Source organism: Streptomyces sp. NBC_00239 (genome assembly GCF_036194065.1).
Taxonomy (GTDB): domain Bacteria; phylum Actinomycetota; class Actinomycetes; order Streptomycetales; family Streptomycetaceae; genus Streptomyces.
Genome location: NZ_CP108095.1, coordinates 4,381,419 through 4,394,267 on the forward strand (window position 1 = coordinate 4,381,419; position 12,849 = coordinate 4,394,267).

Annotated in this window: 10 protein-coding genes and 3 tRNA genes; 9 read left to right on the plus strand and 4 right to left on the minus strand. The window is 72.0% G+C overall.

Annotation, left to right across the window (positions count from 1 at the left end; genetic code table 11):
• Positions 1-52 precede the first annotated feature (52 nt).
• The 4 genes from purD (at position 53) to OG764_RS19395 (ending at position 6,062) form a co-directional block, all read left to right on the plus strand.
• Positions 53-1,306 carry a phosphoribosylamine--glycine ligase gene (gene purD, locus OG764_RS19380; protein ID WP_328969679.1) on the plus strand — a complete coding sequence of 418 codons (1,254 nt, stop codon included), beginning with the start codon at positions 53-55 and terminating at the stop codon, positions 1,304-1,306.
• 309 nt (positions 1,307-1,615) lie between these two features.
• Entirely contained in the window at positions 1,616-3,319 is a 1,704-nt protein-coding gene (locus OG764_RS19385) for a hypothetical protein (RefSeq protein ID WP_328969680.1), read from the plus strand.
• A 235-nt stretch (positions 3,320-3,554) separates the two neighbouring features.
• Positions 3,555-5,072: a N,N-dimethylformamidase beta subunit family domain-containing protein gene (locus OG764_RS19390; RefSeq protein WP_328969681.1), complete on the plus strand. Its 1,518-nt coding sequence runs from the start codon at positions 3,555-3,557 to the stop codon at positions 5,070-5,072.
• An 87-nt stretch (positions 5,073-5,159) separates the two neighbouring features.
• Positions 5,160-6,062, plus strand: a complete 903-nt coding sequence (locus OG764_RS19395) for a phosphoribosylaminoimidazolesuccinocarboxamide synthase (protein ID WP_328969682.1) — start codon at positions 5,160-5,162, stop codon at positions 6,060-6,062.
• Between the two features lie 47 nt (positions 6,063-6,109).
• Here the strand turns inward: OG764_RS19395 and OG764_RS19400 are convergent.
• The 4 genes from OG764_RS19400 to OG764_RS19415 all read right to left on the minus strand — a co-directional run bounded on the left by OG764_RS19400 (position 6,110) and on the right by OG764_RS19415 (position 7,333).
• Positions 6,110-6,182 (minus strand) — tRNA-Gly (locus tag OG764_RS19400).
• 504 nt (positions 6,183-6,686) lie between these two features.
• Positions 6,687-6,759, minus strand: a tRNA-Gly gene (locus OG764_RS19405).
• 97 nt (positions 6,760-6,856) lie between these two features.
• Positions 6,857-6,928: transfer RNA gene (locus OG764_RS19410), tRNA-Gly, on the minus strand.
• An 87-nt stretch (positions 6,929-7,015) separates the two neighbouring features.
• The gene (locus OG764_RS19415; protein ID WP_328969683.1) at positions 7,016-7,333 is read right to left on the minus strand and encodes a histone-like nucleoid-structuring protein Lsr2; all 318 of its coding nucleotides are present in this window, start codon (positions 7,331-7,333) and stop codon (positions 7,016-7,018) included.
• Positions 7,334-7,676: 343 nt separating this feature from the next.
• Here OG764_RS19415 and purS point away from each other — a divergent pair, with 343 nt between their 5' ends.
• The 5 genes from purS (at position 7,677) to OG764_RS19440 (ending at position 12,688) form a co-directional block, all read left to right on the plus strand.
• A complete protein-coding gene (gene purS / locus OG764_RS19420; RefSeq protein WP_328969684.1) occupies positions 7,677-7,928 on the plus strand; it encodes a phosphoribosylformylglycinamidine synthase subunit PurS in 252 nt (83 codons plus the stop codon).
• Positions 7,929-7,930: 2 nt separating this feature from the next.
• The gene (gene purQ, locus OG764_RS19425) at positions 7,931-8,611 is read left to right on the plus strand and encodes a phosphoribosylformylglycinamidine synthase subunit PurQ (RefSeq protein ID WP_328969685.1); all 681 of its coding nucleotides are present in this window, start codon (positions 7,931-7,933) and stop codon (positions 8,609-8,611) included.
• Positions 8,608-10,857, plus strand: a complete 2,250-nt coding sequence (gene purL / locus OG764_RS19430; protein WP_328969686.1) for a phosphoribosylformylglycinamidine synthase subunit PurL — start codon at positions 8,608-8,610, stop codon at positions 10,855-10,857. Before purQ ends, purL begins: the two co-directional genes overlap by 4 nt.
• 161 nt (positions 10,858-11,018) lie before the next feature.
• Positions 11,019-11,813 (plus strand): maleylpyruvate isomerase family mycothiol-dependent enzyme, encoded by a 795-nt coding sequence (locus tag OG764_RS19435; protein WP_328969687.1) that lies wholly within the window; start codon positions 11,019-11,021, stop codon positions 11,811-11,813.
• A gap of 86 nt (positions 11,814-11,899) precedes the next feature.
• Positions 11,900-12,688: an META domain-containing protein gene (locus tag OG764_RS19440; protein ID WP_328969688.1), complete on the plus strand. Its 789-nt coding sequence runs from the start codon at positions 11,900-11,902 to the stop codon at positions 12,686-12,688.
• Positions 12,689-12,849: the final 161 nt, after the last annotated feature.

Sequence of the window (12,849 nt, forward strand, 5' to 3'; positions counted from 1 at the left end):
CATTGGGGTGCCCGCACAAAGGGCACCCCGCCGCGCGGGCTAGGCTGCACTCGTGAAGGTCCTCGTCATCGGCGGCGGCGCCCGCGAACACGCCCTGTGCCGCTCTCTGTCCCTCGACCCCGACGTCACCGGTCTGCACTGCGCACCCGGTAACGCGGGCATCGCCGAGGTGGCCACGCTGCACCCGGTCGACGCCCTCGACGGCGCGGCCGTGGCCCGCCTGGCCACCGAACTCGGTGCCGAACTGGTCGTCGTCGGCCCGGAGGCACCGCTGGTCGCCGGGGTCGCCGACGCGGTCCGCGCCGCCGGCATCCCCTGCTTCGGCCCCTCCGGGGAGGCGGCGCAGCTGGAGGGCTCCAAGGCCTTCGCCAAGGACGTCATGGCCGCGGCCGGCGTCCCGACGGCCCGCTCCTACGTCTGCACCACCGCGGCGGAGATCGACGAGGCGCTCGACGCCTTCGGCGCCCCGTACGTGGTCAAGGACGACGGCCTCGCGGCCGGCAAGGGCGTCGTCGTCACCTCCGACCTCGCCGAGGCCCGGGCGCACGCCCTGGCCTGCGACCGGGTGGTCATCGAGGAGTACCTCGACGGCCCCGAGGTCTCCCTCTTCGCCATCACCGACGGCACCACCGTGCTGCCGCTCCAGCCCGCGCAGGACTTCAAGCGCGCGCTCGACGGCGACCTCGGCCCGAACACCGGCGGCATGGGCGCCTACTCCCCGCTGCCCTGGGCCGACCCGAAGCTGGTCGACGAGGTCATGGAGACGGTGCTCCAGCCCACCGTCGACGAGCTGCGCCGCCGCGGCACCCCCTTCTCCGGCCTGCTCTACGCGGGCCTGGCGATCACCGGCCGCGGGGTCCGGGTCATCGAGTTCAACGCGCGCTTCGGCGACCCCGAGACCCAAGTGGTCCTGGCCCGTCTGAAGACCCCCCTCGCGGGCGTGCTGCTCGGCTCGGCCAACGGCACCCTCGACACCCTGCCGCCCCTCGCCTGGCGCGATGACGCGGCCGTCACCGTCGTCGTGGCCGCCCACAACTACCCCGGCACGCCGCGCACGGGCGACCCGATCGAGGGCCTCGACGAGATCGCGGCCGAGGACGCCCCGCAGGCGTACGTGCTGCACGCCGGCACCCGCCAGGAGGGCGGCGCCGTCGTCAGCGCGGGCGGCCGGGTGCTCTCCGTCACGGCGACCGGATCCGATCTGGCGCAGGCGCGTGAGCGCGCGTATAAGGCGGTCGCCCGCATCCGCCTCGACGGCTCGCAGCACCGCACGGACATTGCAGAAAAAGCGGCCGAAGCGAGCTGAATCCGCTCGGCGGCGGCGAAATCCAGCCCCAGAGCAGCACACACGTACGGACGGGCCCGGAGCGCGCAGGATGCGCCCGGGCCCGTCCGTACGTCTGCATCCGGCCGCCCCGAACCGCACCCACCTTTGACCAAAGCCATTCCATCGGGTGACGCTGAGCAGTCCGGCTGACTCCTGCCGAACTCCCAACTAGGGTGCCGCGCAAGGATTCCGGCACTTGGCCCACCGGCATTGCGATGTGGGTGGCGGGTGCCACAGTGGGGGAGTGAGCAAAGCCAGCGCAGGGCACCGAGGGGGTGACGACCGGCCGTGTCCGGAACCGGTTTGGGTATCGAGGTGGGCGCGTTGAGCGCGCGTGCCAGGGCACTCGCCGTACTGCGCCTGCGCAGTCGGGCGACGGCCGTGGCCGTGCTGCCCGCAGCCCTGGGGGTCGTCCTGGTCTCCGCGCGGTCCACCGGCCGGCTGGCCGGGGACCCGTGGCCGGCCGTCACCGTCGTGGTGTGCGTCGTCGCGGCCGTGATCCTGCTGGTGGCCGGGGTCTTCGCCGCGGTCGTCCGGCACGCCAGTCCCGCGGTGAGCCCGACCGTGCCGCTCGCCGAACGGTCCGCGCCCGACCTCTACCGCCTGGTCCGCGACCTCGCGGACCGGATGGACGTGCCCGCTCCCTCGGCGATAGCGCTCACTCCGGACTGCGACAGCTGGCTTGAGGACCGAACGCACCGCAGCCACCGCAAGGGCGCCTCCGGTGCTCCCGCGGCGGCTCCGGACGGGGCGCCCGTCCTCGTCATCGGCACCCCGTTCCTGTGGTGGATGCGGGTGGCCGAGCTGCGCGCCGTGCTGGCTCCCGTGGTCGCCGGCACCGGTCCGTCCGCCCAGCCCGACATAGCCGCGGCCCGCCGTTTCGTCCGCGGCCTCGACGCCGCGGTCGCGGTCGGCGGGCGGCCCGGGCTGGGCTGGGTGGCCGGGCTGGGCCGCGTGCTGCTGGGTCGTTGCCAGGAGCACGCGGCCGAAATGGAGCGGGGGGTGGCCACCGCCGCCTCCGAGCGTGCACAGGCTGTGGACTACGGGCTGCGGATCGTCGCGCAGGAGCAGGTCGGGCTGGCGTACGCGGGCTGGGACCGGCTGCTGACCCGGGTCGCGCTGCCCGCCTGGCGGATGGGCCGCTGGCCGTCCCGGCTGGACGCGGGCGTGGTGTCGGCCCTCACCGAACTCTCGCGCCGGGACCGGCTCGCGGAAGGCTTCGCGACCCGGCTCGGCGAGCGGCCCGCGTGCGATCTCCTGGAGGAGCCGGGGGCGGTGGACGAGGCCGCCTCGCTGCTGGCGGCCCGGCTCTTCCACGGCGGCCCGGCGCAGCCGGGACCGGACTGGGCGCCGGTGGACTGGCAGGCGTATCCGGAGGAGGTCGTGGACCGGAAGTGGCGGACCGAGGCGGCCCGCCTGCACCGCGCCCTGGACGTGTTGGCGGTCCCGGCCGGCCACCGCGCCGCCCGCCCCGACGACCCGGCCCAGGCCCCCGACGTCCGGACACCACCCGCCCCGGACGCCCCGCAGCCCGCCTCCGCCCCCCACGGCCTGGACCGTCCCGACGGCCTGGACGGTCCCACCCTGGAGCGCGTCATCGCCCACCTGTCGGGTGCGGACGGCGCGGTGTCCGAGGCGCTGGCCGGCCGGCTCAGCGGGGACGTGGCCCGCGCCGAGGCCGCCGTGCCCGCGGCACCGGCCGCCACGGGCGCGGACACCGTGCCGCTGTTCCCCCTCCAGCCGCCCCGCAGCGGCCGCGATCTGCTGGCCGACCACGTCTCGGCGATGGTCTGCTGCGCCGCGGTCGATTCGGCGGGTGCCGCCCCGGGCCTGGACTGGCTCGACGGCCCGGTCCTGTTCGTCGCGGGCGAGCGCCGCTCGGACCTCGCCCCGCGGGTCCTCGCCTTGGTCGAGGACGGCGATCCGGAACCCCTGCGGGCCTGGCTCGCGGAGACCGGCGTACGACCGGAGAAGCCGGTCAGGCTGGTGTGAGACCCCTTCCGGGTGGGCCCGTACGAAGCCACCCGGAAGGTGCCCGAGGCCTCGTACCGGATCCGCACCCGGGTCCGCCCCCGCATCGTCAGAAACGGATCAGTATGTTCCGCTCTCGCCAATTCGCGACGAACGGTGACGGAGTGAGTGCGTTATGTGATGTGCTGGGATCGGTCGCGGACCACCGCGCACCATGCGGCAGCACGCGTTCGGGGGAGCGAGGGAGGGGAGCGGGATGAGTGCGGACCAGATCCGGAGGTGGGAGTCGGGTGCCCTCGCACACGCGGTGACGGACCCGTTCGGCCAGGGCCCGCTCCCGTGGTTCCGCGGCAGCGAGCTCTACTTCGACGACACCGGCCAGGTCGTGCCCTGGTACGTGGACCCGGCCGCCGCCGCGGGCACCGGCGCGGACGCGGCGGGCGACGGCGGCCGCCCCATCCCGCCGCCCCGGGCGGCCCGCAGCAGCGGCCCCCGCACCGCCGACGACGTGCACCGCCAGGTCAAGGGCTTCAGCTCCACCGGCGCGGTCGCCCCCGGCGAGGCCATCGACTTCCGCATCACCGTCGACCCCCCGCAGCAGTTCTCCGTGGACATCTACCGGATCGGCCACTACGGCGGCGACGGCGCCTCGAAGATCCACTCCAGTCCGATGCTCTCCGGCATCGTCCAGCCCGCCCCGCTCGCCGCCGACCGCACCGTCTCCTGCCACCACTGGTGGCTCTCCTGGCGCCTACAGGTCCCGTCGTACTGGAATCCCGGCGCGTACGTCGCGGTCCTGACCACCGTCGACGGCTTCCGCTCGCACATCCCCTTCACGGTCCGCGACGACCGCCCGGCCGACCTGCTGCTCCTGCTCCCGGACATCACCTGGCAGGCCTACAACCTCTACCCCGAGGACGGCCGCACCGGCGCGAGCCTCTATCACGCCTGGGACGAGCAGGGCCGGCTGCTGGGCGAGCAGGAGGCGGCCATCACCGTCTCCTTCGACCGCCCGTACGCGGGCGCCGGCCTCCCCCTGCACGTCGGCCACGCCTACGACTTCATCCGCTGGGCCGAGCGCTACGGCTACGACCTCGCGTACGCCGACGCCCGCGACCTGCACGCCGGCCGCGTCGACCCGGCCCGCTACCGGGGCCTGGTCTTCCCCGGCCACGACGAGTACTGGTCCGTGCCCATGCGCCGGGCCGTCGAGGCCGCCCGCGACGGCGGCACCTCCCTGGTCTTCCTCTCCGCGAACACCATGTACTGGCAGGTGGAGCTGTCCCCCGCGCCCGCCGGAGTGCCCGACCGGCTGCTGACCTGCCGAAAACGGCGCGGTCCCGGCCGCCCGGCCCTGTGGCGCGAGGTCGACCGCGCCGAACAGCAGCTCCTCGGCATCCAGTACGCCGGCCGGGTCCCGGAACCGGCCCCGCTGGTCGTCCGCAACGCCGGTCACTGGCTCTGGGACGCCACCGGCGCGGCCGAGGGCGACGAGCTCGACGGCCTGGTCGCGGGCGAGGCCGACCGCTACTACCCGCGCACCCAGCTCCCCGAGCACCAGAGCCGGATCCTGCTCGCCCACTCCCCGTACCGGGACGGCGAAGGGGCCCGGCGCCACCAGGAGACCTCGCTCTACCGGGCACCGAGCGGCGCCCTCGTCTTCGCCTCCGGCACCTTCGCCTGGTCCCCGGCACTCGACCGCCCCGGCCACGTCGACGGACGGATCCAGCGGGCCACCGCCAACCTCCTCGACCGGATCTGCAAGCGCGACTGACCCGCCGGTGAACCGCCCCCCTTGACCACGATCGCCGGCGCGTGCGCGAGAATCGGAGTGCTTCGTAAAGAACCACAGGGAGACACCGTGTCCGGATTCGTCGAAAAGCCCGAGCCGGTTCAGGTTCCGGGCCTCGTCCACCTCCACACCGGCAAGGTGCGCGAGCTCTACCGCAACGAGGCCGGCGAGCTCGTCATGGTCGCCAGCGACCGCCTGTCCGCCTTCGACTGGGTGCTCCCCACCGAGATCCCCCACAAGGGCCGGGTCCTCACCCAGCTCTCCCTCTGGTGGTTCGACCAGCTCGCCGACCTGGTCCCGAACCACGTGATCAGCACCGAGCTGCCGGCCGGCGCCCCCGCCGACTGGGCCGGCCGCACCATGATCTGCAAGAACCTCGACATGGTCCCCGTCGAGTGCGTGGCCCGCGGCTACCTCACCGGCTCCGGCCTCCTGGAGTACAACCAGACCCGCACGGTCTGCGGACTCGCCCTGCCCGAGGGCCTGGTGGACGGCTCCGAGCTGCCCGCGCCGATCTTCACCCCGGCCGCCAAGGCCGCCGTCGGCGAGCACGACGAGAACGTCTCCTACGAGGAAGTGGCCCGCACCGTCGGCGCCGAGACGGCGGCCCTGCTCCGCCAGACCACCCTCGCCGTGTACGGCCGCGCCCGGGACGTCGCGCGCGAGCGGGGCATCATCCTCGCGGACACCAAGTTCGAGTTCGGCTTCGACGGCGACACCCTGGTGGCAGCCGACGAGGTGCTGACCCCCGACTCCTCGCGCTTCTGGCCGGCCGCCGACTGGGAGCCGGGCCGCGCGCAGGCCTCGTACGACAAGCAGATCGTCCGGAACTGGCTGACCTCGCCCGCCTCGGGCTGGGACCGTACGAGCGAGCAGCCCCCGCCGCCGCTGCCCGCCGAGATCGTCGAGAAGACCAGCGCCAAGTACATCGAGGCGTACGAGCTGCTCACGGGCCTCGCCTGGAGCCACTGAGCGCACGAAGAAGGCCCCGGTCGACTGACCGGGGCCTTCTTCATCTGAGCGGACGACGAGATTCGAACTCGCGACCCTCACCTTGGCAAGGTGATGCTCTACCAACTGAGCCACGTCCGCATGCGCCGTAGCGCGAAGCCCACTATACCCAACCTCGGTCCCGTGCGAGACGCACCGCCGTGTGGTGGTCGCCGCACCGCGCTCCGGGACGGCCGGCCAGGGGTGGTGCCACGCCGTCTCCGGGGCGGCCGGGGCCGCTCCGCGATCTCCGCCACCGGCGCTCCCTCCGCGGCCGGTTCGGGCGCCGCCGCCTTCCGCGCGGCCGGCGGCGGGTCCCGCGCGCCGATCGCGTCGGCCGCCAACTCCGTTTCCCCGCAACGGATTCCGCCGCGCGCTGCCCGGATGACCTCGCCGACGCCGGCCCGACAGCGTCTTCGGTGCGAAGGTCCGCGCGCCCGCCGCGAGCGTCCGCACCGGGTGCCCGGCCCCGCCCGCGGCCGGTCACGATCACGATCGTGCGGCCGGGGAGTCCGGGCGCAATGCTGTGGGGACCGTCACACCGCCCGTTCCCGGAATCCGGGCAACGCAGAAGGCCCCAGTCAGATGACTGGGGCCTTCTCTCTGAGCGGACGACGAGATTCGAACTCGCGACCCTCACCTTGGCAAGGTGATGCTCTACCAACTGAGCCACGTCCGCATGCTTCCGACCTCCGACCTCGGGAAACCGGGGCCATCGGGCGGTGCGAGCACCACTCTACCTGATCCACCGGAGTGGTCGGTAAAGCGTTGTGCAGAGCGGGTGACAGGAATCGCACACTGCGCCTTCCCCCTGGAAGGGGGATGTTCTGCTACTGAACTACACCCGCACGACTTCGGGGTTCTGACCTGCGGTCTGGCCCCTCGGCGTGATCCACACACTAGCGGATGTGGTGGGGTGCTTGGCAAATCGGCGGTCAGTGCGCCTCGTTGTAGGCCTCGTAGACCTTCTTGGGGATGCGGCCGCGGGGCGGCACGTCGAGGTTGTTGGAGCGGGCCCAGGCGCGGACGACCGCCGGGTCGGGTGCGAGGGCCGTGTGCTTGAAGGTCTTGCCGGAGCGGGCCTGGCGGCGGCCGGCCGCCACGAACGGCGCGAGGCTCTTGCGCAGTTTCTTTGCGTTGGCAAGATTCAGGTCGATCTCGTACGACTTACCGTCGAGCCCGAAGACCACCGTTTCCGCCGCTTCTCCGCCTTCGATGTCGTCGGAGATCGTGACTACTACGCGCTGCGCCACGGATATCGGTCCCTTCGTGCGATCTCGCTGCGCTGACGTGCTGCGATGTCGCCTGTATGGATGTTTCGGAACAATGTGCCTGCAGATGGCCTGCCGGATCGCGGCTAAAGTCACCTCGACTATGGATTCCTTTGTACCTCGATTACCGACGCATTGTGAAGACCAATTAATCCCGCCCGCGTGTCCCGCCGCAATCCCGACAGCGTGTTTTTCCTGGTGATTTTGCGGAGTGTTGGTGAAGCCGAAACCGCGATCCGTGCGTGCCCGGGGCATATCTACCCGCGTAGAAATTTCGGCCGGGTACGCTGATGAGACCGCCTTCGCACCAACCACCACACCGGGAGTGCCAGTGGCACGCGTCGTAGTCGACGTCATGCTCAAGCCGGAGATCCTCGACCCTCAGGGCCAGGCGGTGCAGCGTGCACTGCCGCGCCTTGGCTTCGAGGGGATCGCCGACGTCCGCCAGGGGAAGCGCTTCGAGCTCGAAGTCGAGGGGCCGGTCGATCAGGCCGCTCTCGACCGCATCCACAAGATGGCCGAAACGTTCCTCGCCAACACCGTCATCGAAGACTTCACCGTGAAGGTCGAGGACTGACGGTGACCACTCGCATCGGAGTCGTCACGTTCCCCGGAACGCTCGACGACCGTGATTCGCTGCGCGCCGTCCGCCTCGCGGGCGCCGAGCCGGTTTCGCTGTGGCACCGCGACAAGGACCTGCACCAGGTCGACGCGGTCGTCCTCGCGGGCGGCTTCTCCTACGGCGACTACCTGCGTGCGGGCGCGATCTCCCGCTTCTCGCCGGTGATGGAGACGATCATCGAGCAGGCAAAGGCGGGCATGCCCGTCCTGGGCATCTGCAACGGCTTCCAGATCCTCACCGAGGCCCATCTGCTGCCCGGCGCGATGCTGCGCAACAACCACCTGCACTTCATCTGCCGCGACCAGAAGCTCCGCGTCGAGAACGCGGAGACCGCCTGGACCGGCGACTACGAGCAGGGCCAGGAGATCTCCGTCCCGCTCAAGAACATGGACGGCCGGTACGTCGCCGACGAGCACACGCTCGACGAGCTCGAGGCCGAGGGCCGCGTGGCCTTCCGGTACCTCGACGTGAACCCGAACGGGTCGCTCCGCGACATCGCCGGCATCACCAACGCCGCCGGGAACGTCGTCGGCCTCATGCCGCACCCCGAGCACGCGGTCGAGCCGCTGATCGGGACGGGCGCCACCGACGGCCTCCCGTTCTTCACGTCGGTCCTGAAGAAGCTGGTCTCCGCATGAGCCTCGACACCGTCAAGCACGCCACCGAGACCCCGGACGCCTCCCAGCCGTGGAAGGAACTCGGCCTCAAGGAGGACGAGTACGCCCGCATCCGGGAGATCCTCGACCGCCGTCCGACCGGCGCCGAGCTCGCCATGTACTCGGTCATGTGGTCCGAGCACTGCTCGTACAAGAGCAGCAAGATCCACCTGAAGCAGTTCGGCGAGAAGGCCCCCGAGAACACCGCCCTCCTCGTCGGCATCGGCGAGAACGCCGGCGTCGTCGACGTGGGCCAGGGCTACGCGGTCACCTTCAAGGTGGAGTCGCACAACCACCCCAGCTACATCGAGCCCTACCAGGGCGCGGCCACCGGCATCGGCGGCATCGTCCGCGACATCCTCGCCATGGGCGCCCGCCCGGTCGCCGTCGTCGACCCGCTGCGCTTCGGCGCGGCCGACCACCCCGACACCAAGCGCGTCCTGCCGGGCGTCGTCGCGGGCATCGGCGGCTACGGCAACTGCCTGGGCCTGCCGAACATCGGCGGCGAGGTCGTCTTCGACGAGTGCTACCAGGGCAACCCGCTGGTCAACGCCGGATGCATCGGCGTGATGAAGCACGAGGACATCCACCTCGCCAAGGCCTCGGGCCCCGGCAACAAGGTGATCCTCTACGGTGCCCGCACCGGCGGCGACGGCATCGGCGGCGTCTCGGTCCTGGCCTCGGAGACCTTCGACTCCACCGGCCCGGCCAAGCGCCCCGCCGTGCAGGTCGGCGACCCCTTCCAGGAGAAGCTCCTCATCGAGTGCACCCTGGAGATCTTCAAGGAAGACCTCGTCGCGGGCATCCAGGACCTCGGCGGCGCCGGGCTCTCCTGCGCCACCTCGGAGCTGGCCTCGGCCGGTTCCGGCGGCATGCGGGTCGACCTCGACACCGTCCCGCTGCGCGACGCGACGCTCTCGCCCGAGGAAATCCTCATGAGCGAGTCGCAGGAGCGCATGTGCGCGATCGTCGAGCCGGCGAAGGTCGAGCGCTTCCTCGAGATCTGCGAGAAGTGGGACGTCATCGCCACCGTGATCGGTGAGGTCACCGAGGGCGAGCGGCTGGAGATCTTCTGGCACGGCGAGCAGATCGTCGACGTCCCGCCGCGGTCCGTCGCCCACGAGGGCCCGACGTACCACCGCCCGTACGCGCGCCCCTCCTGGCAGGACGCGCTTCAGGCGGACGACGCGGGCAGGCTGCCCCGCCCGCAGTCCGCCGCGGAGCTGCGCGAGCAGGTCCTCGCGCTGGTCGCCTCCCCGAACCAGGCCTCCAAGGCGTGGGTCACCGACCAGTACGACCGCTTCGTGCAGGGCAACACCGTCCTCTCGCAGCCCGAGGACGCGGGCATGGTCCGCATCGACGAGGAGACCAACCTCGGCGTGGCCATGGCGACCGACGGCAACGGCCGGTACGCCAAGCTCGACCCGTACACCGGCGCGCAGCTCGCGCTGGCCGAGGCGTATCGCAACGTCGCCGCGACCGGCGCCAAGCCGCTGGCCATCTCCGACTGCCTGAACTTCGGCTCGCCCGAGGACCCGGACGTCATGTGGCAGTTCGCCGAGGCCTGCCGCGGTCTGGCCGACGGCTGCCTGGAGCTGGGCACCCCGGTCACCGGCGGCAACGTCTCCCTCTACAACCAGACGGGTGACATCGCGATCCACCCGACCCCGGTCGTGGCGGTCCTCGGTGTGATCGACGACGTCAACCGCCGCACGCCGATGGCCTTCGCCGAAGAGGGCCAGCTGCTCTACCTGCTCGGTGACACCCGCGAGGAGTTCGGCGGCTCGGCCTGGTCCCAGGTCGTCCACAACCACCTCGGCGGCCTGCCCCCGAAGGTGGACCTGGGCCGCGAGAAGCTGCTCGGCGAGATCCTCATCTCCGCCTCCCGTGACGGCATGGTCGACGCCGCGCACGACGTGTCGGACGGCGGCGTGATCCAGGCGCTCGCCGAGTCCTGCCTCAAGGGCGGGAACGGCGCGCGGGTGATCGTCCCCGAGGGCCTGGACGCCTTCACCTTCCTGTTCTCCGAGTCGGCGGGCCGGGCCATCGTGTCCGTACCGCGCAGCGAGGAGCTCCGCTTCACCGACATGTGCGGCGCCCGGGGCCTCCCGGCCACCCGCATCGGTGTCGTGGACGGCGAAGAGATCGAGATCCAGGGCGAGTTCAGCCTGCCGCTGGCCGAGCTGCGCGCCGCGCACGAGGCCACCATCCCGGGGCTGCTCGCGTAGTCCCGGCCCGGTGTGACCGTTCCGGTGCCCCGTCCTCCCCAACAGGAGGGCGGGGCACCGGCGTTCGCGCGCCCGGGCGGCGGGTGCGGCCCGGGACCGCGGGGCTGTGCGAATGCCGAACGGTCCCGCGCCGCCGCCGCGGGCCGCATTACGCTCGGACCATGCCAACGGCCCGGAAGCCCAAGACCCGCAGCTACGACCCCGCGAAGATCGACGCGGCCGTGACCGCCCAGTTCGGCCACATCGCCGAGGCGGTGGGCGGGCTGTCCGCGGAGCAGCTCGCGCGCCCCACCCACCTCGGCGGCTGGACCGTACGGGAGCTGGCCGCGCACATCGCCTGGGTGATCGACTCCCTGGCGGCCGCCACCGAGCGGCCCGCCCCGGCGAAGGCCCAGGTCACGGCCGTGGAGTGGCCCTTCGCCACTGCCTTTCTGGCCGGCCGGATCGCCGAGGTCGCCAAGGAGCTCTCGCTGGAGGACCCGCTGGACGTCCAGTACGAGCGCGCCGTCGCCCGTCTGGCCGCGGCGCTCGCCGCGCATCCCGGCAGCCGGCCGCTCGACCTGCGCATCGGCTCCATGACCCTGGCCGACTTCATGGTCACCCGGACCGTCGAACTCGTCGTCCACACCGATGATTTGAACCGTGCCGCGGGCCTCGCGATCCCCTTCGAGCGGCAGGCGCTGGCCGCGTGCACCCGTCTCCTCGCGGACGCCCTCGCGGCCAAGGCGCCCGGTGGCTCGGTGGAGGTCCGGATCCCGCCGTTCGCGGTGGTCCAGTGCGTGGAGGGCCCCCGGCACACCCGCGGTACGCCGCCCAACGTGGTGGAGACCGACCCGCTGACGTGGGTACGGCTGGCCACGGGGCGGACCGGCTGGGCGGCGGCGCTCGCCGAAGCGCAGGTCAGCGCCAGTGGCGAGCGGGCCGACCTGGCCGCCGTACTCCCGGTGATGAGCTGATCGGCATACGGTCGGACCGGGGGCGGCCGGACACGGAACCGCTTCCGGGGGCGGCACGTCAGAGCGGCATGCGAACCCTCCGCCTTGTGCCCGCGGCCCTCGTCGCCGCCCTTGCCATGACCGCCTGCGGTACCGACAGCGGTACGGCCACCGGCAGCGCCCCCGAGGGCGAAGCGCTGACCGGCATCAAGTGGAACGTCGAGAGCGTGACCGTGGACGGCAAGACGACCGCCGCCCCGGCCGGCGCCGACCTGGTGATCGAGGGGAAGGAAGCCAGCGGCAACTACGGCTGCAACCGCTTCACCGCCGACGTCACCACCGACGGTGCCACCCTGACCTTCAAGCCCGGCGCCACCACCACCATGGCCTGCGACGACATGGCGTTCGAGACCTTGTACGCCGGTGTCCTCAAGGGCGCGCTGAAGGCCGATGCGAGTGCCGACAAGCTCACCCTGACCGGCGCCGACGGGGACCGGATCAACCTGACCTCGAAGGCCGTCGCCCCGCCGAAGGCCGCCTCCTTCACCGGGACCAAGTGGTCCGTGGACGCGCTGGCCGGGGGCAGCTCCCCGCTGGACAGCGTCTCCTCCGTGCCCGAGGGCAAGTCGTACTTCACCGTGGGCAAGGACGGTTCGGTCCGCGGCAACCTGGGCTGCAACTCCTTCAACACCACGGCCAAGATCGCCGGTGACACGGTCACCTTCGGTCCGATCGCCTCGACCCGGATGGCCTGCACCGGCCCCGAGGGCGACGCCGAGAAGGCGATGACCGAGCTGCTGGGCTCCGGCGCACTGAAGGTCACGATCGAGGGCAACGCCCTGACGCTGACCGCGGACAGTGGCAAGAGTCTGGGTGCCAAGGCCCTCCGGAAGTAGGCCGGCCGAGGCCTGAAAACGCCTCCCGGAGGGGCCTGCGGAACCCTTCGGGAGGCCCGCGCAGCGGGCCGGAAAGGCCGCTTCGGGGGTGTTTTCGAGACGGAATCGGGACAACCGCTTCTTGGATGAAGCCACAATCCCGTCCGAGCCGGGAACCGCAG

What these genes read in the sequence shown, in the direction of transcription:
- OG764_RS19435 (WP_328969687.1), top strand. Translation starts at nt 11,019, where the DNA reads ATGCCAACGGCCCGGAAGCCCAAGACCCGCAGCTACGACCCCGCGAAG.
- OG764_RS19390 (WP_328969681.1), top strand. Translation starts at nt 3,555, where the DNA reads ATGAGTGCGGACCAGATCCGGAGGTGGGAGTCGGGTGCCCTCGCACAC.
- purL (WP_328969686.1), top strand. Translation starts at nt 8,608, where the DNA reads ATGAGCCTCGACACCGTCAAGCACGCCACCGAGACCCCGGACGCCTCC.